Genomic DNA, 25,625 nt, shown 5'->3' with positions numbered 1-25,625 from the left:
CACAGAACCACAGCTCCTCAAAAATCCGGGACTGCTCCAGGGAGAAAATCGCCGGATCCGTGTAGTACTGGCCCGGCAGCGTCGTCAGCAGGCTCTCCGTCGGACCGGTCGTCGTCATAGCAACCTCATTCTCGTGGTGGGACAGCTCCTCGACTCGTTCGGGAGCTTGGACTGACATGGGCGTACACCGACGCGACCACGCCGGTGACCGACCATGCTCAGCTGGTCGTTCCATGGGACGCCTGGCGGTGATCCGCCAAGACGTTCACGCAGGCGGCATCAGGGGCGTGCCGGATCGCAGCCGCTCACCCCGGTCAACGCGTGTTGTGCATGTGCATCAACGGGGCACTCCATCACTGCAGTGTTCTTCCATCGGGTCGATCAGCGCGTTCGGGTCGCGCCGAACCCAAAAGCATGCGGAGGTCATCAGCGTTGTTCTTCCGGTCCGCCCGACTGTGCGACCTCAGTGGCCTCGGGCGAGCCACTCGTCCAGGTGCGGGGACTCCGCGCCGATCGTCGTGCTGGCGCCGTGCCCGGTGTGCACGATCGTGGCCGGGTCGAGCGCGAGCAGCCGACTGGTGATCGAGCGGATGATGGTCGGGAAGTCGGAGCAGGACCGGCCGGTGGCACCGGGCCCGCCCGCGAAGAGGGTGTCTCCGGAGAACAACCAGCCGTGGTCGGCGGCGTGCAGGCAGACGCTGCCCCAGGTGTGCCCGGGGGTGTGCAGCACCTCCAGCTCGATCCCGGCGATGGTGAGCACCTCCCCGTCGGACAATGTCCAGTCGGGTGGCCGGTCCGGGTTGACCTGCTTCCACAGGTCGACATCCTCGGTGTGCAGCAGCACCGGGGCGCCGACCACGTCCGCCAGCGGCACCGCGGCGTTGATGTGGTCGTTGTGGCCGTGGGTGCACACGATGGCCCGCACGGCGCGGCGGCCGATCGCCTCCAGGATCAGCTCGTGGTCGTGCGCCGGGTCGACCACGAACACCTCGCGGTCGTCGCCGATCAACCAGACGTTGTTGTCGACCTCGAACGTGTCGCCGTCGAGGGTGAACACCCCCGAGGTCACCACCTGCTCCACCCGGGCGCCCATCAGAGCACCACCACCGGACGCAGCACCTCGCCGCGGTGCATGCGGCCGGAAGCCGTCACAACCTCGGGGGAGCAGTCGCCGTACCGCGAGTGGCCCTGCGACTCGGCAGGCGCACCACCGTTGCGTGGCACCATGCCGCGAACTTCCCAACGCACGGGCAGATCCTCCGTGAGCCAGACCTGACAAGAACATCTGTGTTGCGGAGCATGCACACAGTTTCTTGATGCGAAACCCACGATGAGGGCAGTGACCGCCACTGTCAAGCAGGAAGCCGTGGCTGGACGTCGTGTCCTTCTATGCGCAACAGTCCGGATCCCGTCCTCATCGCGGCGCCGTCTTGATGAAGCCGTCCGAGACCGACACCGCGGTCAACCGGAACCACCGCAGAGCCGGATTCCCGGTCGCTGCCTCGCAGACCGGGCTTCCGAGCGGGCTGCGCTCATCGATCTTCCTGGATTCTTGACAGCGGGCCCCCCGCACGGCATGGTCTAGCAACACTTCGGAATGAGTGCGTTTGTCGCACCCTGGCAGGGATTTCACCCGCTGCTCACCGTCGAGATGCCACGAACGTCCAGTTCCGTCCGTCTCGTCCGTGGCTGGCACGCGGGTACCCGAAACCGTCCTCTTTGACGAAACGAGAGGAGGCGGCGTCTCCTGGACGCCGATCCGCATGGCTCCGCACAATCCCACCACTGCACCCGACCCCGCTCCCGAAGCCGACAAACCACCCCGCGTCGACCGCGTCGTTTTCGGCATCGCCGCCGCCCTGGCCCTGGCCTTCGTCGGTTGGGGCGTGTTGCGCACCGACTCGCTGAGCACGTTCTCCTCGACGCTGCTTGACTGGCTGATCGTCAACGGGGGCTGGATCTTCGTGCTCGTCGCGAGCGGCCTCGTGGTTTTCGCCCTGTGGCTGGCCGCCAGCCGGTACGGACGGATCCCGCTCGGCGCCGACGGTGAACCTCCCGAGTTCAAGACCGTGTCCTGGGTGGCCATGATGTTCAGCGCCGGCATGGGCATCGGGCTGATGTTCTACGGCGTCAGCGAACCGCTCGCGCACTTCACCGAGCCGCCGCCCGGGACCGTCCCGCCGGGCAGCGATGCGGCGGTCGAGACCGCGATGGCCACCTCGTTGTTCCACTGGACCCTGCACCCGTGGGCGATCTACGCCGTTGTGGGACTGACCATCGCCTACAGCAGCTTCCGACGCGGGCGCTGTCAACTGATCAGCTCCGTGTTCGCTCCCCTGCTCGGCCGGCGCACCGCCAGTGGACCGCTGGGCAAGCTGATCGACGTCCTGGCCATCTTCGCAACGCTGTTCGGATCGGCCGCATCGCTCGGACTCGGCACCCTGCAGATCGGCAGCGGACTCAAGGCTGCCGGTTGGTTGTCGGACTCGCCTGGCGTTGGCCTGCTGGTCGCGGTGATCGCGTTGCTGACCGTCGCTTTCATCGCGTCGGCGGTATCGGGCGTGGCCAAGGGAATCCAGTGGCTGTCCAACATCAACATGGTGCTCGCCGCGGTCCTCGCCGTGTTCCTGTTCGTCGTGGGGCCGACCGTGTTCATCCTCGACCTGGTGCCTGCGGCGATCGGGGACTACTTCCGCGAGATGGCCGAGATGATGTCGCGCACCGGCGCCACCGGCGGCACGGCCATGCAGGAGTGGCTGTCCTCGTGGACGATCTTCTACTGGGCGTGGTGGATCTCCTGGACTCCGTTCGTGGGCATGTTCATCGCGCGGATCAGCCGAGGCCGCACCATCCGCCAGTTCGTGTGCGGAGCCATTCTCGTCCCCTCCGCGGTCAGCGTGGTCTGGTTCGCCATCTTCGGCGGCACCGCGATCGACGTGCAGCGCCACGGCACCGACCTGACCTCCGTCGGTGCAACGGAAGCCCAGCTCTTCGAGGTGCTGGCGCACTTCCCGTGGGCAACGGCCACCAGCGTGCTGGTCATGATCCTCGTGGCCATCTTCTTCGTGTCCGGCGCCGATGCCGCGTCCGTGGTGATGGGCACGCTGTCGCAGCGCGGGTCGATCCATCCGCGCAGCTCTGTCGTCATCTTCTGGGGTGCGGCCACCGGAGCGGTCGCGGCCGTCATGTTGCTGATCGGCGGGGGCAGCGACAACGCGCTCACCGGTTTGCGGGATCTGACGATCATCGTGGCTGCGCCCTTCACCGTGGTCATGGTCCTGCTGTGCGCAGCGCTGACGAAGGACCTGCGCAGCGATCCCATGATCCTGCGCGCCGAGAAGGGCGCCGAGATCATGGAGGCGGCGGTGCGGACGGGAGACAGCCGCTACGACGGCGATTTCCAGCTCGAGGTGCGCGGCACCAACACGAGCGCTCCAGGCCCCGAGCGGACGGGCGGGGACCGGGACGACTCGCACCGTGCGATCCCGATCGACGTGCACGATCCCGAACCCGGCAACGGCCACCGCACCACGGTTGAGGCAGCCAGAACGTCGATACCCACCGATTCGCACTGAACCTCCCGGACGGCAACCCCGTGCGTCGGCGGGGTTGCCTTCTGGGAACAGGGGCCACGACCGTTGCCCACCGGTCGTGGCCCTGCCGAAGAACCGTTCCACCCGAGCGTGACGAGGCGAGATCCGGTGCCTCGTCACGCTCGTCTCACATCACCTCGCGCTCGTGAACTCCTCCGGAGCCGGAGCACGGGTCCCGGCCGCTGCCGCGGACCGGCGGAGGATCTCGGCTTTGATGAGCAACTCGCGATGCTCGGCAGCCGCGTGCGAACTCCACGTGATTCCGCTGCCGGTCCCGTACTCGACCTGGCCGGCCTGCCGGTCGACAACGGCGGTGCGGATCGCAACGTTGAAGCGTCCCCTGACCGGGGCGGACGGCGGCGCGAACCAACCGATTGCGCCGCAGTACACGCCGCGTGGGCCATCCTCGAGTTCACGGATAAGCCGCATGGTGCTCGCCTTCGGCGCGCCGGTGATCGAACCGCAGGGATACAGCGCTCGGAAGAGCTCTGTCAGCCCGGTGTGGGGACGCAGGCGCGCGGTGACGTCCGAGGTCAGCTGCAGCACCGTGGGATACCGCTCCACCGACAACAACGACGGCACGCGAACGCTGCCCGGCACCGCGACCCGCGCGACGTCGTTGCGCATCAGGTCGACGATCATCACGTTCTCGGCTCGTTCCTTCTCACTGGCGCGCAGCGCCCGTTCCAGGGCCAGGTCCTCCTCCTGATCACGACCGCGAGGTGCCGTTCCTTTCATTGGCCGCAACAACACCTCGTCGCCCCGCAACTCGAAGAACAGCTCCGGACTCGCACTGGCGATCACGAACCGCCCGAGGTCGAGATAGGCGTTGTAGGCGCCACTCTGCGACATCGCCAGGTTCCGGTAGAGCCCAGCTGGATCGCCGGCGAAACGTCCGCGCAACCGCACGGTGAGGTTCGTCTGATAGGTCTCCCCTGCCGCGATCCTGTCCCGGACCGTGTCCACCTGGGCGCGATACTCCAGGGGCGACCAGTCCGGGGTCCATCGGGCGTCGAAGCCGCCGACCGCGAAACCACTGTCCACCACCGGCACCTGCCGGGGAGGCGCCGTGAGTCCGAACCAGGCCAACGGCAGTCCCTCCCGCGGGGGATGGACGGCAAGTCCGGGATCAAATCCCGCAGCGGCCTCATAAGCCAGGAACCCGAACGCCCAACCGCCGTTCGAGGTGGCTGTCTGCACGAGGTCGAGGACCGGCACCACCTCCTCCGGCTGGTACGCGACCAGCACGCGGGAGGGCACCGGGAACCGCAATGCGGTTTTCGAGCGGAGATCATCGAAACGCGCGCCGCCACCTGGCACCGTTTACTCCAGGGTGGACCTGACGACAGCGGGAATACCGGCAGCGCCGGCGTACGCGCCGGACTGCCCCGACTCGTGCGAGGCCGTCGTCGGGGCAGTCCGGTCAGGAAGGACGGTCATCGGAAGACGACCGTGCTGTTGCCGTTGAGCAGCACCCGGCGCTCGCAGTGCCAACGCACCGCGCGGGACAACGCGAGCGCCTCGGCGTCGCGTCCCACGGTCTGCAGCGCACGGGGATCGTAGGTGTGGTCGATCCGGATGACCTCCTGCTCGATGATCGGCCCCTCGTCCAGATCCGAGGTGACGTAGTGCGCGGTGGCACCGACCAACTTCACCCCGCGGTCATATGCCTGATGGTAGGGCTTGGCGCCCTTGAAGCCGGGGAGGAACGAGTGGTGGATGTTGATGGCACGCCCATACAGCGCCTTGCTGGTCTCATCGGAGAGGATCTGCATGTACCGCGCCAGCACGACCAGGTCGACCTCGTACTCGTCCACCAACTGCAACAGGCGCGCCTCGGCAGCTTCCTTCGTCTCCGGGGTGACCGGGATGTGCACGAACGGCAAGCCGGCGGCTTCTGCCATCGGGCGTAGGTCCTGGTGGTTGGACACCACTGCGACGATGTCGGCGCCGAGGCTTCCGGCCCGCCACCGGTAGATCAGGTCGTTCAGGCAGTGTCCCTGCTTGGAGACCATGACCAGGATCCGGGCGTTGGTGTTGGCGCTGAACTCGTAGGTCATCTGGAATTCGGTGGCCACCGGCGCGAATTCGCGCGACATCCTCGCCAGGTCGGTGCCGTCGGGGGCGGTGACCTGGGTGCGCATGAACAGCCGACCGCGCACGGCGTCGTCGAACTGCTGGTGCTCGCCGATGTCGCAACCACGCTCGAACAGGAATCCGCTCACCGCACGCACGATGCCGGTGCGGTTCGGGCAGCTCAGGGTGAGGGTGAAGGTGTTACTCACGCGGGTTCTCCTCAGCACTCCACGATGTTGAGAGCCAGCCCGCCGCGGGCGGTCTCCTTGTACTTGTCCTTCATGTCGGCACCGGTCTCGCGCATCGTCTTGATCGCTTTGTCCAGTGACACGTGGTGTGCCCCGTCGCCGCGCACTGCCATCCTGGCCGCGGTGATCGCTTTGACGGAGGCGACGGCGTTGCGCTCGATGCAGGGGATCTGTACGAGTCCACCGACCGGGTCGCACGTCAGTCCCAGGTTGTGTTCGATGCCGATCTCGGCGGCGTTCTCCACCTGCTCCGGAGTAGCGCCGATGATCTCGGCGAGGCCGGCGGCGGCCATCGAGCAGGCCGATCCGACCTCGCCCTGGCAGCCGACCTCAGCACCGGAGATGGATGCGTTCTTCTTGAACAGCAGGCCGATCGCGGCTGCTGTCAACAGGAAACGCACCACGTCGTCGTCGGTGAACGAGGGCAGGAACTTCTGGGCGTAGTGCAGCACTGCCGGCACGATCCCGGCGGCGCCGTTGGTGGGGGCGGTGACCACCCGACCGCCTGCGGCGTTCTCCTCGTTCACCGCCAGGGCGAACAGCGTGACCCACTCCATCGCGTGCAGCGGGTCCGCCTCGTTCGTGCTGGACTCCAGTTGCGCACGCAGCTTCGCGGCACGACGACGGACCTTCAGCCCACCGGGGAGTGTCCCCTCGGTGTGCGTGCCGCGGTCCACACACTCGCGCATCACCGCCCAGATGTGCAGCAACCCGGCACGGACCTCGTCCTCCCCGCGCCAGGACAGCTCGTTGGCGAGCATGATGTCGCTGATGCGCAGCCCGGTTTCCCGGGTGAGCGCGAGCAGCTCGTCGCCGGTGGCGAACGGGTAGCGAACCGGTGTGTCGTCCTCGACCAGCACCGGTCGCCCAGCCTCGTCCTCGTCGAGCACGAACCCGCCGCCAACCGAGTAGTACTCGCGGCGGTCGATCACGGCGCCGTCGGCATCGTAGGCCGCGAACACCATGCCGTTGCTGTGGAAGTCCAGCCGCTTGCGGCGATGCAGGACCACGTCGTCATCGACGGAAAAGGCGATCTCGTGCTTTCCGCCGAGACTGATCCGGCCGTCGGCGCGCACCGCCTGCACCGCCGGGTCCGCGGCCACGGGGTCGACCAGGTGCGGCTGTTCACCGGCCAGCCCGAGCACCACCGCCTTGACACTTCCGTGGCCGTGCCCGGTCGCGCCGAGCGAGCCGAACAGCTCGCACCGCACGCGGGCGGTGCGATCGAGCGCCCCGGCCTCGCGGAGCCGGGAGACGAAGAGGTAAGCGGCCCGCATCGGGCCTACCGTGTGCGAGCTCGAGGGCCCGATCCCGACCTTGAACAGGTCGAACACGGAGATGGTCATCAGCGTCTCCCTGGTCCGTGATCCCTCAGATGGGGAACTAATATATCAGTTCTGCGCAACAGATACATCAGAAGCATGGGTGTGTGCGTCCTCCTGGATTTCAGGCCCTAAGATGATGGCCGTGATCACTGCCCCACAAGAACTCGAACCGGCGCCGACGTCGTTGGCCGAACGCGCCTACGCCGCGATCCAGGACCAGCTGATCATGCTGGACATCCCGCCGATGGCGCCGATCGACGACCTGGCCCTCAGCGAGGCCCTCGGCATCGGCCGCACCCCCGTCCGCGAAGCGCTCAAGCGCCTCGAGGTCGATCGCCTGGTGGTCTCCTACCCGCGCCGCGGCACGTTCGCCACCGGCGTGGACATCACCGACCTCGCCTACATCTCCGAGATCCGCGTGCAGCTCGAGCCGCTGGCCGCCCGCCGCGCCGCCGAGAACGCCGCGAAGGCCATGCGCACCAAGCTGGCCGAGCTCGCCGACACCATCCAGAACAACGATGTGATGGCCATGTCCCGCCACGAGCTGATGCGGTGGGACCTGCGGGTGCACCGCTCGGTCTACCGGGCCGCCGGCAATCCGCACCTGGAAGACACCCTGGTGCGCTACAACAACCTGGCCACGCGGATCTTTTGCGTCTTCCTGGACCGCGTCACGCATTTCGACCGCCACATCGAGGAACACGTGGGCCTGTTGCGGGCCGTCGCCGACGGCGAGAGCCGCAAGGCCGAGAAGATCGCCCGGGACCACGTCACCGGATTCGAGAAGGCGATCCGGGCGATCATCTGACCGCCCGCATCGCCGGCCGCTCACCCCTCGATCGCACCGAGCACCCGGAGCGCGTCGACCGTGGCCGCCACGTCATGCACCCGAAGGATCTTCGCGCCCCGCTGCGCCGCCAGCACCGCAGCGCTGACCGACGCGGCCACCCGCTCCCCCACCGGCCGTCCGGTGATCTGGCCGAGCATCGCCTTGCGCGACAGCCCGGCCATCACGGGTGCCCCGAGCTCGGTGAAGGTGTTGAGCGAGCGCAGCAGGGTCAGGTTGTGCTCCAGGGTCTTGCCGAAGCCGAACCCCGGGTCGATCACCAGGTGCTCGCGCGGGATGCCCGCGCTCACGCACACGTCGATCCGGTCCCGCAGGAACTCTGCCACCTCGGCCAGCACGTCGACATAGCTCGGGTTGTGCTGCATCAGGTGCGGCGGCCGGAGCATGTGCGACAGGCAGACGGGCACGCCCAGTCCGGCCGCGGTCTCGACCGCACCGGGATAGCGCAACGCGCGGACATCATTGATCAGCACCGCCCCGGCGGCCACGGCCTCCCGCATCACCTCCGGACGGGAGGTGTCGATCGACAGCGGGGTGTCGGTCCGCCGCGCCAGCTGCTCGATGACGCCCACCACGCGGTCGAGTTCCTCCGCGACGCTCGGTGGATGCGCGCCCGGCCGCGTCGATTCGCCGCCGATGTCGAGGATGTCGGCACCCTCGTCGATCAGGCGGAGCCCGTGCCAGACGGCCGCGCCGTTGCGCCAGTAGACGCCACCGTCGGAGAACGAATCCGGTGTGACGTTAAGGATTCCGCACACCAGTCGGCGCGGGCCGTGCAGCATTTGAAGCAGGCGTCCCACCGCAGCACCAGCCGAGGGAGCACCCGGGCCGCGAGCAGTGGTTCGCGGCTGGGTCATGCTGTGCTCCGGGAAGCGGACTCGACGGTGTGCCGCAACAGCAGGGCCGTGGTCACCGGTCCGACGCCACCGGGCACCGGCGTCAGCCCCGCCACCGACCCGGTTACCGCGGCTGCGTCCACGTCACCGACCAGGCCGCCATCGGCCGTCGGATTGGTACCGACGTCGATCACGACCGCGCCAGGACTGACGTGCTCAGCGCCGATCAGACCGGCCCGGCCCACGGCCACCACCAAAATCTCGGCAGGACGGGTATGCGCGGCGAGGTCCCGGGTGTAGCGGTGGCACACGGTCACCGTCGCGTCACGACGCAGCAGCAACTGGGCTGCTGGTTTGCCCACGACGTTGGAGCGGCCGACGACCACGGCACGGCGCCCCGCCAGCGGAACCTCGTAGTGATCCAGCAGTTCCAGCACCGCCGCGGCCGTCGCCGGCACGAATGCGGGCAGCCCGGCGCTGAGCCGGCCCAGTGACACCGGATTCGCGCCATCCACGTCCTTGTCCGGGGCGATCGACGCCGCGAGGTCCTCGACGGACGCCCCGCCGGGCAACGGGGTCTGCAGCATGATCCCGTGCACCGTGGGGTCCGCGCTCAGGGCGGCGAGCTCGGTTCGGATCCGGTCGGGCTTCGCGTCGGCTCCCAGATCGACGACGTCGCACCGGATGCCCGTCTTGGCTGCGGCGTTCGCGATGGAGCGGACATACCAGGCGGTGGACTCATCGTCGGTGGCGACCACGACCGCCAGGCGCGGCGGGATACCGGCCTCGGCGAGCGCCGCCGCAGTGGTGGTGACTCCGGCTCGGATCTCCTTGGCGAGCGCGACGCCGCTGAGTACGGCTGTTGTCGGCTCGTCGGAGACGAGTTGTCCGGTCATCGACTGATTACCTCCCGTACCGCGGCGGTCACCTTGTCGGCGCGCGCGGCGATGTCGTCAACGTCGGCAATGGCGGTGGCCAGCTCGGCGCGTTCCTCGGCTCCGGTGATCCCGGCGAGGTTGATCTCCACGTTCACCCGCGCTGTGGTTGCTGCGGCGCGGGCAGCATCCGCAGCGGCTGCGATGTCGCTGATCACGTTGCGGTTACCAATCGGAAGCAGCTGTTCGGCCAGGCCGACGATCTGCCCGGCAACCGCGACCACCTTCGCGGGCACCCGGCCCGCCCCGATCAGGGCCGTCGCGATCGCCTGGGAACGAGCGGCCTTCTCCTCGTCGGTGGACCGCGGGAGTGCGTAGGCAGCCCCAACAGCTCCGAAGGCGGTGGCGTCTTCTTCGGTGAGCGTCAGCGCGAGCTCGCGAAGCTCGTCAGCGGCGTTGCGCACCGCTGTGACGGTCGCGGCATGCTCTGCGTACTTCGCGCCGTCGGTGTAGCGGGCGACCATCCCGACCAGTGCGGCGGCCTGGGCAGCGTGCAGCCCGGCGCTGGCCCCGCCTCCCGGGGCTGGCACTCGGGCGGCGAGCGAACCCAGGAAGGATTCGAGGGTTTCCCTACGCATGGCATCGGTCTTCCTGCTCGGCGGGCTGGGCCCGCGGGTAAGGTGGGGTGCGCGGTCACCGACCGCCAATACCGCGCACCCCGGCTCAGGGGCTAGCGGCGGATGCGGGCCATCTCCGGGTCAACCAGTGGTTCTTCGGCGACGGTGGCGCGCACCTTCCGCTCGAAGTACTGGATCTCCACCGAGGTACCCGGCGTGGCCGATGCGGGGAGCCAGGCGTAGGCGATCGGCTTGCCGATGGTGTGGCCGAACGCCGCCGACGTCACGTATCCCGCGGCCTCGCCGTCGAGGAAGACGGGTTCGCTGCCCAGCACCACACTTCTGCCGTCGTCAACGGTCAGGCACGCAAGACGACGCGTGACAGACTCCTCGCTCAGCCCGGCGATCGCCTCGTAGCCGACGTAGTCGGTCTTCTTCTTGTTCACCGCGAAGCCGAGGCCGGCCTCGTACGGGTTGTGCTCGGTCGTCATGTCGCTGCCCCACGACCGGTAGCCCTTCTCCAGGCGGAGGCTGTTGAACGCGGCACGCCCAGCGGCGATGACACCCAGCGGCTGTCCAGCTTCCCACAGCACATCCCAGAGCCGCTGACCGTACTCGGCGCTGGTGTAGAGTTCCCAGCCGAGTTCGCCCACGTACGACAGCCGCATCGCGGTGACCGGGATACCGGCGATGGTCGCCCGCTTGAGGCGGAAGTACTTCAGCGCCTCGTGGGAGAAGTCGTCGTTGGTCAACGGCTGCACCAGGTCACGGGCCAGCGGCCCCCACACGCCGATGCAGCAGGTTCCGCCGGTGATGTCGCGGATCTGGACGCTGCCGTCGTCCGGTGCCTCGCTTCGGAAGTAGACCAGGTCGAGATTGCCGTTGGCACCGACCTGGAACAGCTCCTCTCCGAGCCTGGCCACGGTGATGTCGGAGCGGATGCCACCGGCCTTGTCCAGCATCAGGGTGTAGGTCACCGAGCCGACCGACTTGTCCATCTTGCCGGTGGTCAGCCGCTGCAGGAACGCGACCGCCCCGGGCCCGCTGACCTCGATGCGCTTGAGCGGGGTCATGTCGTACAGGGCGACCGCGGTGCGTGTCTTCCACGCTTCGGCCGCCGCGATCGGCGAGTGGAACATCGCCGACCACGCGTCGCGCGACGGTGGTTGCCACTCGATCGGCAGGTCCTTCACCAGGCGCGCGTTGGCCTCGTACCAGTGCGGCCGTTCCCAGGCGTGCGACTCCAGGAAGAACGCTCCCAGTTCCTTCTGCCGCGCGTGGAACGGGCTCACCCGCAAATCCCGCGGGGAAAGCTTCGGTTGCAACGGGTGCAGGACGTCGTAGATCTCCACGAAGTTGCGCTGCGCGGTCTCGTTGACGTACGCGTCGGTGGTCTCGATCTCGTCGAACCGGTTGACGTCACAACCGTGGAGCTCGATGTCGCTGTGACCGTCCACGAGCAGCTGCGCGACGGCACGGGCGACACCTGCGGAGTGGGTCACCCACACGGCTTCGGCGACCCAGAAGCCGGCCACCTCCGGCGACTCACCGACCAGCGGACCGCCGTCGGGGGTGAAGGAGAAGACACCGTTGAACCCGGTCTCGATCTTCGCGTTCCGCAACGACGGGAGCAGCACCTTGCTGTGTTGCCACGACGGGGCGAAGTCCGCTTCGGTGAAGGGCAGCTTCGAGGGCATCGCTTCCTCGCCGTCGCCGTCGGGAAGCTCCGACAGCTGCGTGGGCATGGGACGGTGGGCGTAGGTGCCGATGCCGAGGCAGTCGTTGTGCTCACGGAAGTAGAGGTCGTGGTCCTGGTGGCGCAGAACCGGCAGCCGTGCCTCGATCAGCTCGTCGTTGCGGCCGACGAGCTCGGCGATCTGCCCGGTGCGCGCGTACTGGTGGGCCAGCGGGAGCAGGGGCACCTTCATGCCGACCAGCTCGCCGACGGCCTTCCCCCAGAACCCGGCGCAGCAGACCACGATGTCAGCGGCGATCTCCTCGCCGCTGTCGGTGCGCACTCCGGCGACGCGGCCGCCCTGCTGCAGGATTTCCACGACACGGGTCGAACCGCGGAACACCACCCCGCGGGATTCGGCGCGGCGCATCAGCGCGACGACGACCCGGGATGCCTTGGCAAGGCCGTCTGTCGGTGTGTGGAAACCGCCGAGCACGCGCTCAGGGTCGATCAGCGGGTGCAGCTCGGCGCACCGCTCCGGCCCGACGACCTCGCCAGGCACCCCCCACGAGGTGGCCCAGCCCTGCTTGCGGTGCAGGTCGGCGAGCCGTTCCGGCGTGGTCGCGACTTCGAGGCCACCGACCTGGTTGAAACACCAGGCGCCGTCCACGTCCAGGTTCTGGAACTTCTCGACCGTGTAGGTCGCGAACTCGGTCATGGTCTTGGAGGCGTTGGTCTGGAAGACGACGCCGGGTGCGTGCGAGGTCGAACCGCCGGTGAGGGGCAGCTGCCCCTGGTCGAGGACGGTGACCTCGGTCCAGCCACGCTCGGTGAGCTCGTCGGCCAGGTTGGTACCGACGATCCCGGCTCCGATGATGACGACGCGGGGGGTGGTGCTCATGGCGGGATCTCTCCTAACTGGACGGTCTGCGGTGACCGCGGGAGGATGCGGTGTGGGGTGGGGGAGGTCGGCCGCGCCCACGATCGCGGCCGACCTGGTCCTATGCGGCGGGGCGGAACTCCTCGGCGGCGTCGATCAGCCAGTCCGCGAGGTACCCGGCGAACGACGGCCGCACGAAGAGCCGGAAGTCGTCGCCGTTGCCGAGGGCGAGGATCAGCACTCCGGCCTGGCCGACGGTGGTCTGCGCGCACGATCCGGTGGGGAACGCCGCGGGCCGCAGGTCGATCGAGCACCCGAACGAGAGCAGCTCGCGGGCCAGCTTCCCGCTCAACCGGATCGAGGTGCGTTGTGCGGACACGTCCACGGCCGCTCCGCCATGAGCGCCCACGACCTTGCCGAGCGAGTCCTCCAGCTCGTGCGGGCGGGCGAACCTGTCTGTCACGAGCCACTCGTCTGGCCCGAGCCAGATGATCTGGCCCTGCGGGGTGGCCGTCCAGGTGTTGGGTTCGACAGGCAGCGCCGAGCCCAACGCACTTTCCACCGCGTCGGGGCCTGGTCCGGTCGCGTCGATGCGCAGGTTCGCGGCGGCCACGGGATCCTCGGGCTTGACCACCAGCCCGTCGATCGCCCAGGTCAGCGCCGCCAGCGCCGGTTTCCATGCCTCCAGCGGGTGCGTGATGTAGAGGGTCTCAGCCATCGCGGCGTGCTCCTTCCGGGTCCACCAGCACGGTGTCGCCGATCTCCGCCTCGATCAGCGCGCCGTCCATTGGCACGTGCACCAGTTCTCCGATTCGCGCGCGGCCGTTCTTCACCAGCGCCAACGCGAACGGGCGCCCCAGCTCGGCACTGCGGTAACTCGAGGTGACGTGACCGAGCATCGGGACCGGCGGCTCGGGAAGGGTCCCGTCCGCGCGGTACTCCACGATCTGCGAGCCCTCGCGCAGCTTGGTACGCCCGTCGGTCGGCAGCAAGGAGACGAGTTGCTTGCGCAGCGGGTTGCGGTTCTCGGCCCGGGAGAATGAACGCTTGCCGATGAAGTCCTCCTTCTTCTTCGACACCACCCAGTGCATGCCGAGGTCCTGAGGAGTGACCGTGCCGTCGGTGTCCTGCCCGATGATCGGGTAGCCCTTCTCCGCGCGCAGCACGTGCATCGTCTCGGTTCCATACGGCGTGATGTCGAAACGCTCGCCGGCCTCCAGCAGCCTCTTCCACATCGCAAGCCCGTACCAGGAGTTGATGTTGACCTCGTAGGCCAACTCGCCGGAGAAGGAGATCCTGGCGACGCGGACCGGAACGCCGTCGAGCGTGGTGTCCTTCCACGACATGAACGGGAACGCCTCGTTCGACACGTCCAGATCAGGGAACACCTCGCCGATCACCTCGCGCGAGCGCGGGCCGACGACCGGGAACACCGCCCACTGCTCGGTGACCGAGGCGAGGTGCACGCGCAGTTCGGGCCACTCCGTCTGGAGCCACTCCTCCATCCAGTCCAGGATCTTCGCCGCCCCACCGGTGGTCGTGGTGACGAGGAAGCGGTTCTCCTCGATCCGCAGCACCGTGCCGTCGTCGATGACCATGCCGTCGTTGCCGCACATGACGCCGTAGCGCACGCGGCCCACCTTGAGCGTGCTCATCATGTTGGTGTAGATCCGGTCGAGGAACACACCCGCATCAGGTCCCTGGACGTCGATCTTGCCCAGCGTCGAGCCGTCGAGGATGCCGACCCCGGCACGCGTTGCCGCGCACTCCCGCAACACGGCGGACTCCATGTCCTCGCCGGGCTTCGGGTAGTAGCGGGCGCGCTTCCACTGCCCCACGTCTTCGAACACCGCACCGGCTTCGACGTGCCAGGAGTGCACGGCGGTGATCCGTACGGGGTCGAACAGGTTGCCGCGTTCCCGTCCGGCCAATGCGGCGAAGGCCACCGGCGTGTAGGGCGGCCGGTAGGTGGTGGTGCCCAGTTCCTCGATCGGACGGCCCAGCAGCTCGGCGGTGATACCGGAGGCGATCACCCCCGAGGTCTTGCCCTGGTCGTGCGCGGTGCCGATCGTGGTGTAGCGCTTGACGTGCTCCACCGAACGCAGGCCGGCGCCGACCGCGCGGGAGATGTCGGTCACCGTGGCGTCCCGCTGGATGTCGACGAACTGCCGCTGCGGATCACCTTCCGTGCGCCAGATCACCTTCGTCGGAGTGCGGGCCGGCTCGGTGCCGACCGCCGGCGCCTCGGCACCGGCCCCGTCGCGCACCACGCCGGCCAGGTCGAGGACCCCGTTGGCGGCGCCGATCACGGTCACTCCGGGCAGGCTCCCGGCCGGCCGGAACGCACCGAGCGACGCGTCGTAGGCCAGCGCGCCCCTGATGTGGCTGAACAGGTGCACCACCGGGGTCCAGCCACCCGACACCAGCAGCAGGTCCGCAGCCAGACGCACCTCGTCATCGCCGTTGCGCGCGAGCACCGCACTGACGCGCTCCTCGCCTTCGGTGCCGATGACCACAGTGGACGCGGACACCTCGACACCTCGTTGCCCCGCACGCGTTGCCCATTCCGGCGGCAGCTCGTCCCTGGCGTCGAGGATGGTGACGTGCGCACCGGCGTCGGCAAGGTCGATCGCCGCGGCGTAGGCGGAGTCGTCGCTGGTGAACACGACAACCTGTCGGCCGGCGAGCACGCCGTAGCGGTGCAGGTAGTCCCGTGCCGCCGAAGCGAGCATGATTCCGGGACGGTCGTTGTCCTCGAACACGATCGGCCGCTCATGAGCGCCGGTCGCGATGACGACGTGCTGCGCGCGGATGCGGTGCACCCGCTGGCGGGAGCAGTTCGGTGGCGCCTCGGGACCGAGGTGGTCGGTGCGGCGCTCCACTGCGAGCACGAACCCGTCGTCGTAGTGGCAGAACGCCGTCGTGCGCTGCAGGTGCAGCACATCGGGGTTCGCGGCCAGTTCGGCGACGACCTCCGCCACGAACTCCAGCGCCGGCCGCCCGTCCAGCCGCTCGGTGCCGGTCAGGCTGCCGCCCGCGGTGGGGCGATCGTCGACCAGGACGACGCTTTTCCCGGCGCGGGCGGCGCTGCGTGCGGCCAGCAGTCCCGCCGGGCCGGCGCCGATCACCAGGGTGTCGGTGTGGGTGTGTTTGCGGTCGTAGCGCGCGGGATCGGGCACCTCGGCAAGGCGGCCCTGCCCGTTGACGCCCCGAGCGACGAGCCCGTCGGTCAGCTCGACCGTGGCCGCCTGCAGCATCGGCTCCGGGAAGGGCTCCTCGATCTGCACCAGGCCGGTCGGGTCCTCGGTCCATGCCGCCCCGATCCCGCGCGGCCGCCCCAGCTTCACGCTGGTGCCGATGCAGTGGACCCCGTTGGCCAGCAGGGCGGACGCCAGCGTGTCACCTGGGTGGCCGGTATAGGTGCGGCCGTCGAAGGTGAAGGTGAGCGTGCGACCGCGGTCGATCCGGCCGTATCCGTCGATCCGGCTCATGCCCGCACCTCCGTCTTCGTCGTGTCCAGCCCGGGAACCTCGGGCACGGGTTCACCGACCTTGTAGATGGCGAGGAACTCGTACGTGCGGGTGTCCCGGACGGCGTTGAACCAGCGCCGGCAGCCGGCGCTGTGGCTCCACCGCTCCGCGAACGGGCCCTTGTGGTTGTCGCGGTAGAACACGTACTCGGCCCATTCCTGATCCGACAGGGCCGCGGGGTCGTCGGGGTAGGAGATGTCGGCTTGGCCGCCGTAGTGGAACTCGACCTCCTCGCGGGGGCCGCACCACGGGCAGTGAATCAGTTGCATGGCAGTCCTCGGATTCAGTGGGCGACGGCAGCGGCGCCGTGTTCGTCCACGAGCGCCCCTGTCGTGAAGCGGTCGAGGCCGAACGGGGCGACGTACGGATGCGGCTCACCGTGCGCGATGGTGTGCGCGTAGCACCAACCGATACCCGGCGTGGCCTTGAAACCCCCGGTCCCCCAGCCGGCGTTGACGAAGACGTTCTCGTAGGGGGTGTGCCCGATGATGGGGCTGGCGTCCGGTGTGACGTCGACGATCCCGGCCCAGGTGCGCAGCAGGTGCGCGCGGGCGAACACGGGGAACAGTTCCACCGCAGCGGCCATCTGCCGCTCGATGATGTGGAACGCGCCGCGCTGGCCGTAGCCGTTGTAGGAATCCACGCCCGCGCCCATCACCAGTTCGCCCTTGTGCGCCTGGGAGACGTACACGTGCACGGCGTTGGACATCACGATGGTCGGGTGCACCGGCTCCAACAGCTCCGACACCAGCGCCTGTAGCGGGTGCGACTGCAGCGGGGTGCGGACACCGAGCATGTCCAGCAGAACGGAGGTGTGCCCCGCCGCGCACAGCGCGACGGTCCCGCAGGCGATGTCACCGCGGGTGGTGCGCACGCCGGTCACCCGTTCGCCGTCGACGGTGAACCCGGTGACCTCGCAGTCCTGGATCAGGTCGATTCCGGCCTCGCTCGCACGACGAGCGAAGCCCCAGGCGACGTAGTCGTGCTTGGCGATCCCGGCCCGCGGCTGGTACGTGGCGCCCTGCACCGGGTAGCGGATGTTGTCGGAGACGTTGACGATCGGGCAGATCTGCTTGATCTCCTGCGGGCTCAGCCACTCCGCGTCGATGCCGTTGAGCTTGTTGGCCTCGACCCGGCGGATCGAGTCGCGGATGTCCTGCTCGGTGTGGGCGAGGTTGAGCACACCGCGCTGGTCGAACAGGATGGGGTAGTCGAGGTCCTCCTCCAGGCCCTCCCACAGCTTCAGGGAGTGCTCGTAGATCGCCGCGGATTCGTCCCACAGGTAGTTGGAGCGGATCAGCGTGGTGTTGCGGGCCATGTTGCCGCCCGCGAGCCACCCCTTCTCCAGCACGGCGACGTTGGTGATGCCGTGGTTCTTCGCCAGGTAGTGCGCGGTCGCCAAGCCGTGCCCGCCACCCCCGACGATGACCACGTCGTAGGACTTCTTCGGTTCCGGGTTGCGCCAGAGGAAGTCGGGGTGTTCGGGCAGGTGCGCGCCGGGCGGCGTGGTGTGTGCGGTCATGCCTGCAGCTCCGGGTAGAGAGGACGACTTTCAGCGAGTTTCGCGACGCGGTCGGCGAGGGCGTCGAGTCCGGCTTCGGTGGTCTCGGGGCGGAGCGCCAGCGCGATGATGTCGGACACCTCGGCGAATTCCTCGTCACCGAAGCCGCGCGCGGCCAGCGCCGGAGTGCCGATGCGCACCCCGGAGGAGATCATCGGCGGGCGCGGGTCGAACGGAACCGCGTTGCGGTTCACCGTGATGCCGACCCGGTGCAGCCGGTCCTCGGCCTGCTTGCCGTCCATTTCGGAGTTACGCAGATCCACCAGCACCAGGTGCACGTCGGTGCCGCCGGAGACCACACCGACGTTCGGCTCCTGCAGCAGCCGGTCGGCGAGGATCTTCGCGCCGGCGAGGGTGCGCTCCTGCCGTTCGCGGAACGCCGGTTCGCCGGCGAGCTTGAACGCCACCGCCTTGCCCGCGATCACGTGCTCGAGCGGTCCGCCCTGCAGGCCGGGGAAGACGCTGGAGTTGAGCTTCTTCCCCAGGTCCGCCTGGGCGAGCACGACGCCGCCTCGCGGGCCGCCCAGCGTCTTGTGGGTGGTCGAGGTGACCACGTGCGCGTGCGGCACCGGCGAGGGATGCAGCCCGGCGGCCACGAGCCCGGCGAAATGCGCCATGTCCACCATCAGGTAGGCGCCGACCTCGTCGGCGATCCGCCGGAACTCCGCGAAGTCCAGGTGCCGCGGGTAGGCCGACCACCCCGCGATGATCAGTTTCGGCCGGTGTTCCTTGGCCAGCCGCTCCACCTCCGCCATGTCGACGAGGTGGTCGCTCTCGCGCACGTGGTAGGCGACAGCGTTGAAGTACTTCCCCGAGAAGGTCAGACGCATCCCATGGGTCAGGTGCCCGCCGTGCGCGAGGTCCAGGCCGAGGAAGGTGTCGCCCGGTTCCAGCAACGCCGCCATGACCGCGGAGTTCGCCTGCGCGCCGGAGTGCGGCTGCACGTTCGCGTAGTCGGCCCCGAACAGCGCGGTGACCCGGTTGATCGCCAGCTGCTCGATCTCGTCGACGTTCTCGCAGCCACCGTAGTAGCGACGCCCCGGATATCCCTCGGCGTACTTGTTGGTCAGCACCGAGCCCTGGGCCTGCATCACGCTCAGCGGCGCGAAGTTCTCGCTCGCGATCATCTCCAGCGTGGTGCGCTGCCGGGCCAGTTCCCGGCTGACGGCCGCATGGACCTCCGGGTCCGTCTCCGCCAGCGGCAGGCCGAGCACTCTCTCGGCGCTCGGCGCCCCTTGACGACCAACCGTTGCGGACATGCGGCCGACCTCCCGAGTACATCAGTATTGGACGATTGATATATCAGTTACATGTCACGTTAGGTGCTGTTGCGCCCTCGGTCAACAGCCGGAGGACAACTTCTCGCGAATGCCGGGCTTTGTCAGTAGCCCCGCGCTATCCACTCCTCCAGATGAGGCGCCTCGGTGCCGATGGTGGTGGCGGCGCCGTGCCCGGTGTGGACGATCGTGTCGGCCGGCAGGGCGAGCAGCGTGCGGCTGATCGAGCCGATGATCGTGTCGAAGTCGGAGTAGGACCTGCCGGTGGCCCCCGGTCCTCCCCGGAACAGGGTGTCCCCGGTGAACACGGTGCCCAACTCAGGGACATAGAGGCAGCAGGAGCCCGGAGAGTGCCCCGGCGTCGACAGGACCCGCAACTCGATGCCGGCCACGGTGAGGATCTGCCCGTCCCACAGCTCCCGGTCCGGCTGGCGCTCAGCATGGGTCAGCTTCCACAGCGGCGCTTCGGCCGGGTGGAGCATGATGGGCGCATCGAAGCGGTCAGACAGCACCGGGGCCTGGTTGACGTGGTCGTCATGGGCGTGGGTGCACACGATCGCCACCACTCGGCGATCGCCGATCCGCGCCGTGATCGCCTCGGCATCGTGCGCGGGGTCGATGACGACAACCTCGCGGTCGTCACCGACGAGCCAGACGTTGTTGTCCACCTCCCAGGTACCCCCGTCGAGGGAGAAGGTGCCCGAGGTGACCAGGTGCTCGATGGGACTCACAGGACCACCACCGAACGCAGCACATCGCCGCGGTGCATCTTCTCGAAGGCCGCCTCGACCGAGTCGAGGGAGATCTCCTCGGTGACGAACTTCTCCAGCGGCAGCCGGCCCTGTAGGTGCAGGTCGATCAGTGCCGGGAAGTCGCGCGAGGGCAAGCAGTCGCCGTACCACGAGGACTTCAGCGCTCCCCCACGAGCGAAGTACTCGATCAACGGCAGTTCCGGCGCCATCATGTCCGGCGTCGGCACGCCGACAAGCACGACGGTGCCGGCCAGGTCACGGGCCTCGAACGCCTGCTTCCAGGTCTCCGGGCGCCCCACGGCGTCGATCACCACGTCGGCGCCGAAGCCCCCGGTGCACTCCCGGATGGCCGCCACGACATCGGTCTCCCGGGCGTCGACGACGTGGGTGGCACCGAACTCCCGGGCCTTGTCCAGCTTCCGCGGGTCCCGGTCCACCGCCACGATCGTGCTCGCCCCGGCGAGCTCAGCCCCGGCGATGGCCGCGTCACCGACCCCACCGCAGCCGATCACCGCGACCGAGTCACCGCGGCTCACCTCCCCGGTGTTGATGGCGGCACCGATGCCGGCCATCACGCCGCAGCCGAGCAGGCCCGCCACCTGCGGCCTGACCCGTGGATCAACCTTCGTGCACTGCCCGGCGGCCACCAGCGTCTTCTCCGCGAACGCCCCGATCCCCAGCGCCGGGCTCAGTTCCTGCCCCGAAGCCAGGGTCATCTTCTGCGTCGCGTTGTGTGTGTCGAAGCAGTACTGCGGCTTGCCCTTACGGCAGGCACGGCACTGCCCGCAGACCGCACGCCAGTTCAGGATGACGTAGTCACCCGGGGCCACGTTGACGACGCCCTCACCGACCGATTCCACGACTCCGGCGGCCTCGTGCCCCAGCAGGAACGGGAACTCGTCGTTGATCCCACCCTCCCGGTAGTGCAGGTCCGTGTGGCACACCCCGCATGCCTGAACCCGGACCACCGCCTCACCAGGACCCGGGTCCGGGATCACGATCGTCTCGACGGTGACGGGCTTGCCCTTCGCGAGCGAGACGACTCCGCGGACGTGCTGCGGCATAACGCTTTCTCCTTCTTCCTTTCCTACGATGACGACACCGCCCACTCTGACATACGAGTGGTATATCAGGCCAGGGCGCGGTGCGGTCGGGACACGACACCGGATCGACGACGATGGCTGGACAACGCATGTGGGGCAGCGGCGAGCCCGGGGAAAGGCCGAGCCGCCGCCCGCGAGCGTCGGGTCAGCGCTGCCCGGACAGCAACCCCGCCAGCTGGCGGCGCCACCGCCCGAACGAACGGGCGCGGTCCACCGCGAGAACGGCTACCGGGCTGCCGGCCTGGTCGCGGTAGACCGCGAGGAAGTCGAGCGATTCGAGGTCGCCCTCGATCACGTCGACGGTGGACTCCGCCGTGCGGTGACCCGCGAACTGGATCTTGTGACCGTACTGGTCCGACCAGAAGTACGGCACCTCGTGATGCGCCGGCGGCGTGTAGCTCCGGCCGAGCAGAGCGGACACCGCGCCAACGGGCTGCTGCACGGCATTGGTCCAGTGCTCCAGGCGCCGGGCCGCGCCGAGGTAGTTGCGATGGGAGTTGGCACAGTCGCCGACCGCGACCACACCGGGGATGTTCGTCTGGCCCTGCGCATCGGTCACGACACCGTCGTCGAGGTCGACGCCGGAGCCGTCCAGCCACTCCACGGACGGCACGGCCCCGATCCCGACCACCACCACATCGGCCGGGAGTTCGCGGCCATCGGTCAGGCGGACGGCCTTCACCTGCGTACCGCCGACCAACTCGGCGAGCAGCGCGCCGGTGTGCAGCCGCACTCCCTTGGTGGCGTGCAGCCCGGCGCAGACCTCACCCATCTCGGCACCGAGCGGCTTGAGCAACGGCACGGGCGCGGCCTCCACAACATCGACCTCGAGACCCAGTCCCACCGCCGTCGAGGCGATCTCGGAACCGATGAACCCCGCACCGATCACCACCAGACGGGCTCCCGGGACCAGTTCCTCGCGCAGCGCCCGTGCGTCGTCGAGCGTGCGGAGTGTGTGCACACCCTGGGGCAACTCCCCTGGGAGGTTCCTGGCCCGGGCACCCGTTGCCAGCACCACACCGTCGGAGACGATCCGTTCACCGTCGTCGAGCACCACCGCCCGTTCAGCGGTGTCGAGAGCGGTCGCGGTGCGCCCGAGACGCCAGTCCGCGGCCAGTGCCTCGTCCTCGGGTGTCGCCAGTTTCAGGTCGTCTTCGGAAACCGTTCCGGCCAGGAACTCCTTCGACAACGGTGGGCGGTCGTACGGCGCGTGGGTTTCGTCGCCGACCACGACGATGCGCCCCTCGAAACCCTGGTCCCGCAGCGCGCGGGTCGCGGTGAGCCCGGCCAGGGATGCTCCGACAACAGTGACCGTCCGCATCATCGGACCTCTTCCGCGAGCGCTTCAGCAACGTCCGCCCCGGTTTCCGCCGACTCGAGCACGTAGACCATCCCATCGGAAATGACGACTTCGTGCGTACGCACCGGTGTCCGCGCGGGCGGCCCGCTGGGTCGCCCGGTGCGGAGATCGAAGCAGGCGGCGTGCAGGGGACATTCGACCGCGCACCCTTCGAGCCAGCCGTCCGAAAGCGAGGCATCCTGGTGGGTGCACGTGTCGTCGATCGCGTAGAAGACACCATCCGCGTTGAAGACCGCGATTGGCACGCTGCCCTGTACGCGCACCGACTCCCCGACTGGAATGTCAGACACCGCGCCAACTAAGATCATCGCTGCTCCTGTTGCTCATAGCGGAACACGACGTGTGATACGCAACAGAGCATCCGGCACTTATCGTTTCCCGTCAATCAACCGATCCCAGATGAGCTCACCGAGGTTCGGAGTTGCACCATGCACAACAACGGCAAGGTCTCAGCGGCCGCTGAACCCCGGACACCCACCCAGGCCGTGGACCGGGCGCTGTCCATGCTCATCCTGCTGGCCAAGCGCGGACCGTCCGGCGTGACCGAGCTGGCGCTCGAACTGGGCGTCCACAAGTCCACCGCGTCGCGCCTGCTGGCCGCGCTGGAGCGGCAGCGCTTCGTCGAACAGGCCGGCCCCCGGGGGAAGTACCGGCTCGGTTTCGGCATCGTTCGGCTTGCCGGGGCAACGGCGGCACAGCTGGACATCGCGAGGGAGAGCAGGCCGGTCTGCGTTCGGCTGGCATCCGAGCTGCGCGGAACGGTCAGCCTCAGCGTCTTCGAGGGCGGCGGCGCGACCGCGGTCGTGCAGGAGCCGAGCACCGAGCGCAACTGGATCGGTCTCCGAGTGCCGCTGCATGCGACCGCGAGCGGAAAAGTGCTCCTGGCCAGCTTCGGATTCGAGGAGCTCGACGACGCCCTGTCGCGACCGCTGCAGCGCTTCACCGCACACACCGTCACCTCACCCGGCGCCTTGCTGGCGGACCTGAACCGGGTGCGCGACCGCGGCTGGGCAGCGGCGAGTGGCGAGTTCGAACCCGATCTCCACTCCGTCGCCGTCCCGGTACGCGGTCCCGGCGGGCGCATTGCCGGAGCGCTGAGCGTGTCGGCGGACGGGTACCACCTGCCCCCTGCCGAATTCCAGCGCACCGCGCGCATTCTCACCGAGGCGGCCGCGGAGATACTCGATCGGCTGCAGAGCCTGGCGGGCCCATAGCAGCCAGCGCGGAGTCCCTTGACCCCCACTAACACATCTATTAGCTTACACAGATATATTAGTCGGATGGAACGCCGATGATCATGAATCCACGCCATCGCATGTCCTCGTTGTGCCTCGGACGGAATGGAGCGGCCGGTTGAGCGGGGCGGCCGACGGGTTCCGGGGTGCGGTCGGCCGGGTGGCCGTCGAGGAGGCGCAGACCATCCGTCGTGCGGCAACGGCCGCGACCCTGAGCAACATCGCCACGTGGTACGACTTCGGCATCTACTCCTACATCGGAGCCGTTGCCCTGGATCGGGTGTTCTTCCCCGATGCCGGGCAGTGGGCAACGGTGCTCACCCTGGGTACGTTCGCCGCCGCGTTCGTGGTTCGCCCGCTCGGCGGGATCATCCTGGGGCCGTTGGGTGACCGCATCGGACGCACCAAGGTCCTGGCTGCCGCGGTGGTTCTGATGGCGGTCGCGACCGCACTGCTCGGGTTGGTTCCCAGCTACGGCGCGATCGGCCTCGCGGCGCCGTTGATCGTCTTGTTCATCCGGATGCTGCAGGGCTTTTCCGTCGCTGGCGAGTACATCGGGGTTCTGACCCTGGTCGCCGAGTACGCCCCGGACCGGCGGCGCGGCTTCTTCGGCAGCTGGCTGGAATTCGGCACGCTGATCGGGTACGCGCTCGGCGCGGGTGTGTCCGCGCTCCTGGTTGCCGCGCTGCCCGAGGAGGACCTGCTGGCCTGGGGATGGCGGCTACCCTTCATTCTCGCCCTTCCCCTGGGTGTCCTCGGGATCTACCTGCGGATCCGCCTGGAGGAGACCCCCGCGTTCCGGCAGCTGATGGAGCGCTCGCCGGCGATGGCCACCATGTCACTGCGCAGGGTGTTCCAGATTCTGGGGACCCACTACCGCTCGGCCGTGCTGATCGCTGGTGGGCTGATCGTGGCGTGGAACGTCACCAACTACGTGCTGACGAACTACGTGCCGACCTATCTGACGGGCACCCTGGCGCACCACGGCGAGGGTGGCACCAGCGAGGCGTTGTCGAGCGCGTTCCAGGTGGTCGTCATGCTGGCGATGCTGTGCACCATCGTCTTCGTCGGCAGCCTCAGCGACTGGATCGGCCGGAAGCCGATCCTGATCACCGGTAGCGTCTCGCTGATCCTGCTCGGTCTGCCTTCGGTGTGGCTGCTGCGCGAAGGGCCTCCCGACCAGCTCCTGGGCTTGCTGATCATGGGTTTCGCTTTGCTCTGCTTCGCTGCGGTGACGCCCTCGGCACTGCCCGCACTGTTTCCCACGTTCGTCCGCTACGGCGGTCTGGCCATCATCTTCAACGTGTTCGTGTCCGCGTTCGCGGGCACCGCACCCACCGTCATCGGCTTCGCGGTGACCACGACCGGCAATCTCGACTGGCCTGGCTACTACCTCATCGGGGCAGGTGTGATCGGGCTCGTGAGCACCCTGTTCCTTCAAGAGTCGGCCGGAGATCGCCTGACGGGAGCGGCACCGCTCACCTCGAGCGCGGACCTGCCCGCACCGAAGCTCTCCGAAGACGGCGTGCCGCTGGAGAACCCGCCAGCTCCCGGCCAGGGCTGACGACCTGCGCCCGCCGCATGCTGTCCTGGAGTCGAACCGCGGCTTGCGGCCCAGCGCGGACCAGGCCCTTGACCCCGGGGTGCACACCACCTACTCTCACCAGCCAACTGATATCCCAGTTGAATATCTGATCGTCGCCACCCGACGGTCACCAGCGTCGAGCACAGCCATTCGCGCGGCATCATGACCGCCGACCGGCACGAGCCCGAACGCACTGTGCGGACCGGGTGACGTCGGCTCGGTTTGTTTCGACCTCCACAACGCCACACCA

At 68.5% G+C, this 25,625-nt stretch carries 22 protein-coding genes; 4 read left to right on the top strand and 18 right to left on the bottom strand.

The window, feature by feature from the left end:
- Positions 1 to 463: 463 nt before the first annotated feature.
- Together IEY17_RS12660 and IEY17_RS12655 are read right to left on the bottom strand one after the other, a co-directional pair.
- Entirely contained in the window at positions 464 to 1,093 is a 630-nt protein-coding gene (locus IEY17_RS12660; protein ID WP_188987535.1) for an MBL fold metallo-hydrolase, read from the bottom strand.
- Complete coding sequence (locus tag IEY17_RS12655; protein ID WP_188987534.1) at positions 1,093 to 1,248, bottom strand: hypothetical protein; 156 nt, start codon at positions 1,246 to 1,248, stop codon at positions 1,093 to 1,095. The genes IEY17_RS12660 and IEY17_RS12655 overlap by 1 nt, the downstream gene beginning before the upstream one ends.
- Before the next feature lie 515 nt (positions 1,249 to 1,763).
- On the opposite strand from IEY17_RS12655, the gene IEY17_RS12650 reads away from it, so the two are divergent.
- Positions 1,764 to 3,575 carry a BCCT family transporter gene (locus IEY17_RS12650; protein ID WP_188987533.1) on the top strand — a complete coding sequence of 604 codons (1,812 nt, stop codon included), beginning with the start codon at positions 1,764 to 1,766 and terminating at the stop codon, positions 3,573 to 3,575.
- Positions 3,576 to 3,725: 150 nt separating this feature from the next.
- Here the strand turns inward: IEY17_RS12650 and pabB are convergent, their stop codons facing one another.
- From pabB to IEY17_RS12635, 3 genes are all read right to left on the bottom strand, one after another.
- Entirely contained in the window at positions 3,726 to 4,913 is a 1,188-nt protein-coding gene (pabB, locus tag IEY17_RS12645; protein ID WP_188987532.1) for an aminodeoxychorismate synthase component I, read from the bottom strand.
- Between the two features lie 116 nt (positions 4,914 to 5,029).
- A complete protein-coding gene (gene purU, locus IEY17_RS12640) occupies positions 5,030 to 5,878 on the bottom strand; it encodes a formyltetrahydrofolate deformylase (RefSeq protein WP_188987531.1) in 849 nt (282 codons plus the stop codon).
- 11 nt (positions 5,879 to 5,889) lie between these two features.
- A complete protein-coding gene (locus tag IEY17_RS12635) occupies positions 5,890 to 7,263 on the bottom strand; it encodes an L-serine ammonia-lyase (RefSeq protein WP_188987530.1) in 1,374 nt (457 codons plus the stop codon).
- 115 nt (positions 7,264 to 7,378) lie between these two features.
- Here IEY17_RS12635 and IEY17_RS12630 point away from each other — a divergent pair, with 115 nt between their 5' ends.
- Positions 7,379 to 8,050, top strand: coding sequence for a GntR family transcriptional regulator (locus IEY17_RS12630; protein WP_188987529.1), 672 nt, complete (start codon positions 7,379 to 7,381; stop codon positions 8,048 to 8,050).
- A 20-nt stretch (positions 8,051 to 8,070) separates the two neighbouring features.
- Here IEY17_RS12630 and folP read toward each other — a convergent pair whose 3' ends face one another.
- The 13 genes from folP to IEY17_RS12565 all read right to left on the bottom strand — a co-directional run bounded on the left by folP (position 8,071) and on the right by IEY17_RS12565 (position 22,863).
- On the bottom strand, positions 8,071 to 8,889 hold the full coding sequence (folP, locus tag IEY17_RS12625; protein ID WP_229680082.1) for a dihydropteroate synthase: 819 nt from the start codon (positions 8,887 to 8,889) through the stop codon (positions 8,071 to 8,073).
- A gap of 53 nt (positions 8,890 to 8,942) precedes the next feature.
- Entirely contained in the window at positions 8,943 to 9,821 is an 879-nt protein-coding gene (locus IEY17_RS12620; protein ID WP_188987528.1) for a bifunctional 5,10-methylenetetrahydrofolate dehydrogenase/5,10-methenyltetrahydrofolate cyclohydrolase, read from the bottom strand.
- Positions 9,818 to 10,438: a cyclodeaminase/cyclohydrolase family protein gene (locus IEY17_RS12615; protein WP_188987527.1), complete on the bottom strand. Its 621-nt coding sequence runs from the start codon at positions 10,436 to 10,438 to the stop codon at positions 9,818 to 9,820. Before IEY17_RS12615 ends, IEY17_RS12620 begins: the two co-directional genes overlap by 4 nt.
- 92 nt (positions 10,439 to 10,530) lie before the next feature.
- The gene (locus tag IEY17_RS12610) at positions 10,531 to 12,993 is read right to left on the bottom strand and encodes a GcvT family protein (protein WP_188987526.1); all 2,463 of its coding nucleotides are present in this window, start codon (positions 12,991 to 12,993) and stop codon (positions 10,531 to 10,533) included.
- 100 nt (positions 12,994 to 13,093) lie between these two features.
- Entirely contained in the window at positions 13,094 to 13,690 is a 597-nt protein-coding gene (locus IEY17_RS12605; protein ID WP_188987525.1) for a sarcosine oxidase subunit gamma, read from the bottom strand.
- Entirely contained in the window at positions 13,683 to 16,463 is a 2,781-nt protein-coding gene (locus tag IEY17_RS12600; RefSeq protein ID WP_188987524.1) for a 2Fe-2S iron-sulfur cluster-binding protein, read from the bottom strand. The genes IEY17_RS12605 and IEY17_RS12600 overlap by 8 nt, the downstream gene beginning before the upstream one ends.
- Complete coding sequence (locus tag IEY17_RS12595) at positions 16,460 to 16,771, bottom strand: sarcosine oxidase subunit delta (protein ID WP_188987523.1); 312 nt, start codon at positions 16,769 to 16,771, stop codon at positions 16,460 to 16,462. The genes IEY17_RS12600 and IEY17_RS12595 overlap by 4 nt, the downstream gene beginning before the upstream one ends.
- Positions 16,772 to 16,785: 14 nt before the next feature.
- Positions 16,786 to 18,024, bottom strand: coding sequence for a sarcosine oxidase subunit beta family protein (locus IEY17_RS12590; protein WP_188987522.1), 1,239 nt, complete (start codon positions 18,022 to 18,024; stop codon positions 16,786 to 16,788).
- Positions 18,021 to 19,322: a serine hydroxymethyltransferase gene (locus tag IEY17_RS12585; protein ID WP_188987521.1), complete on the bottom strand. Its 1,302-nt coding sequence runs from the start codon at positions 19,320 to 19,322 to the stop codon at positions 18,021 to 18,023. Before IEY17_RS12585 ends, IEY17_RS12590 begins: the two co-directional genes overlap by 4 nt.
- Positions 19,323 to 19,444: 122 nt before the next feature.
- Entirely contained in the window at positions 19,445 to 20,071 is a 627-nt protein-coding gene (locus tag IEY17_RS12580; protein ID WP_188987520.1) for an MBL fold metallo-hydrolase, read from the bottom strand.
- Complete coding sequence (locus IEY17_RS12575; RefSeq protein WP_188987519.1) at positions 20,068 to 21,156, bottom strand: S-(hydroxymethyl)mycothiol dehydrogenase; 1,089 nt, start codon at positions 21,154 to 21,156, stop codon at positions 20,068 to 20,070. The genes IEY17_RS12580 and IEY17_RS12575 overlap by 4 nt, the downstream gene beginning before the upstream one ends.
- Positions 21,157 to 21,340: 184 nt before the next feature.
- Positions 21,341 to 22,516 carry an NAD(P)/FAD-dependent oxidoreductase gene (locus tag IEY17_RS12570; RefSeq protein WP_188987571.1) on the bottom strand — a complete coding sequence of 392 codons (1,176 nt, stop codon included), beginning with the start codon at positions 22,514 to 22,516 and terminating at the stop codon, positions 21,341 to 21,343.
- On the bottom strand, positions 22,516 to 22,863 hold the full coding sequence (locus IEY17_RS12565) for a bifunctional 3-phenylpropionate/cinnamic acid dioxygenase ferredoxin subunit (protein ID WP_188987518.1): 348 nt from the start codon (positions 22,861 to 22,863) through the stop codon (positions 22,516 to 22,518). Before IEY17_RS12565 ends, IEY17_RS12570 begins: the two co-directional genes overlap by 1 nt.
- 120 nt (positions 22,864 to 22,983) lie before the next feature.
- Between IEY17_RS12565 and IEY17_RS12560 the strand changes: the two genes are divergently transcribed.
- Together IEY17_RS12560 and IEY17_RS12555 are read left to right on the top strand one after the other, a co-directional pair.
- Positions 22,984 to 23,769 carry an IclR family transcriptional regulator gene (locus IEY17_RS12560; protein WP_188987517.1) on the top strand — a complete coding sequence of 262 codons (786 nt, stop codon included), beginning with the start codon at positions 22,984 to 22,986 and terminating at the stop codon, positions 23,767 to 23,769.
- Between the two features lie 139 nt (positions 23,770 to 23,908).
- A complete protein-coding gene (locus IEY17_RS12555) occupies positions 23,909 to 25,354 on the top strand; it encodes an MFS transporter (protein WP_188987516.1) in 1,446 nt (481 codons plus the stop codon).
- Positions 25,355 to 25,625: the final 271 nt, after the last annotated feature.

Source organism: Saccharopolyspora thermophila (assembly GCF_014646075.1).
In the GTDB taxonomy this organism is placed as follows: domain Bacteria; phylum Actinomycetota; class Actinomycetes; order Mycobacteriales; family Pseudonocardiaceae; genus Saccharopolyspora; species Saccharopolyspora thermophila.
This window is presented reverse-complemented; position numbering and strand designations above follow the sequence as displayed.

Coding starts and splice junctions, on each gene's coding strand:
- IEY17_RS12595 (WP_188987523.1), bottom strand. CDS start 16,771: ATGCAACTGATTCACTGCCCGTGGTGCGGCCCCCGCGAGGAGGTCGAG.
- IEY17_RS12615 (WP_188987527.1), bottom strand. CDS start 10,438: ATGCGTAGGGAAACCCTCGAATCCTTCCTGGGTTCGCTCGCCGCCCGA.
- IEY17_RS12630 (WP_188987529.1), top strand. CDS start 7,379: ATGGCCGTGATCACTGCCCCACAAGAACTCGAACCGGCGCCGACGTCG.
- IEY17_RS12635 (WP_188987530.1), bottom strand. CDS start 7,263: ATGACCATCTCCGTGTTCGACCTGTTCAAGGTCGGGATCGGGCCCTCG.
- IEY17_RS12600 (WP_188987524.1), bottom strand. CDS start 16,463: ATGAGCCGGATCGACGGATACGGCCGGATCGACCGCGGTCGCACGCTC.
- IEY17_RS12610 (WP_188987526.1), bottom strand. CDS start 12,993: ATGAGCACCACCCCCCGCGTCGTCATCATCGGAGCCGGGATCGTCGGT.
- IEY17_RS12605 (WP_188987525.1), bottom strand. CDS start 13,690: ATGGCTGAGACCCTCTACATCACGCACCCGCTGGAGGCATGGAAACCG.
- IEY17_RS12565 (WP_188987518.1), bottom strand. CDS start 22,863: ATGATCTTAGTTGGCGCGGTGTCTGACATTCCAGTCGGGGAGTCGGTG.
- IEY17_RS12585 (WP_188987521.1), bottom strand. CDS start 19,322: ATGTCCGCAACGGTTGGTCGTCAAGGGGCGCCGAGCGCCGAGAGAGTG.
- IEY17_RS12570 (WP_188987571.1), bottom strand. CDS start 22,516: ATGCGGACGGTCACTGTTGTCGGAGCATCCCTGGCCGGGCTCACCGCG.
- IEY17_RS12575 (WP_188987519.1), bottom strand. CDS start 21,156: ATGCCGCAGCACGTCCGCGGAGTCGTCTCGCTCGCGAAGGGCAAGCCC.
- IEY17_RS12560 (WP_188987517.1), top strand. CDS start 22,984: ATGCACAACAACGGCAAGGTCTCAGCGGCCGCTGAACCCCGGACACCC.
- IEY17_RS12660 (WP_188987535.1), bottom strand. CDS start 1,093: ATGGGCGCCCGGGTGGAGCAGGTGGTGACCTCGGGGGTGTTCACCCTC.
- IEY17_RS12620 (WP_188987528.1), bottom strand. CDS start 9,821: ATGACCGGACAACTCGTCTCCGACGAGCCGACAACAGCCGTACTCAGC.
- IEY17_RS12590 (WP_188987522.1), bottom strand. CDS start 18,024: ATGACCGCACACACCACGCCGCCCGGCGCGCACCTGCCCGAACACCCC.
- IEY17_RS12650 (WP_188987533.1), top strand. CDS start 1,764: ATGGCTCCGCACAATCCCACCACTGCACCCGACCCCGCTCCCGAAGCC.